Source organism: Paenibacillus sp. P4_E11 (assembly GCF_056401635.1).
This window is the reverse complement of sequence record NZ_JBFUIX010000742.1, coordinates 1-509: the sequence shown is the minus strand read 5'-3', so window position 1 is coordinate 509 and position 509 is coordinate 1. Positions and strand designations below refer to the sequence as shown.

At 35.6% G+C, this 509-nt stretch carries 1 protein-coding gene; it reads right to left on the bottom strand.

The window, feature by feature from the left end:
• Positions 1-115 precede the first annotated feature (115 nt).
• On the bottom strand, positions 116-509 hold a 394-nt coding region (locus AC1DWB_RS37240), incomplete at its 5' end, for a hypothetical protein (protein ID WP_477546038.1).

Sequence of the window (509 nt, the reverse complement as noted above, 5' to 3'; positions counted from 1 at the left end):
GCATATCACTTCTATTGACCTTCACTACCACCGAGGAAGTATCCACACTTTGTACTTTTCCAACAGATTGAGCATCAGGAAAATTCAAGATTGCCATTTAGATCTCTCCCTAAAATTAATATAAAATATTATAAAAATCTTCTATTTTCCAAAACTCGCCTTTCTCTGTATGCATGGCATCGTTCATTAAGAAGTCCGTGTATCCAGATGTATTACTTTCTTGTATGACTACATATTTAACAGCATTTTTAGAAATCATTGTGAGTGCAGTATCTGATAATTTTTTTGTTACGACCACTATAGGCTTACCCTTTCGAATTGCACTGATTATGTTTGTCTGAATCTGCTCATCGTTGAAGCCATAACCGATGCATAAAAAGCTCTCGGCCTTTGCTATGAAATTATCAGCAATATGTATCACATCTCTACAAGGTGGTTGAGCAATTGATCTATACTTTTCAGAACCCGGTGGGATAATTTTAGGATGCATTTGTTCAGGAATATTACTC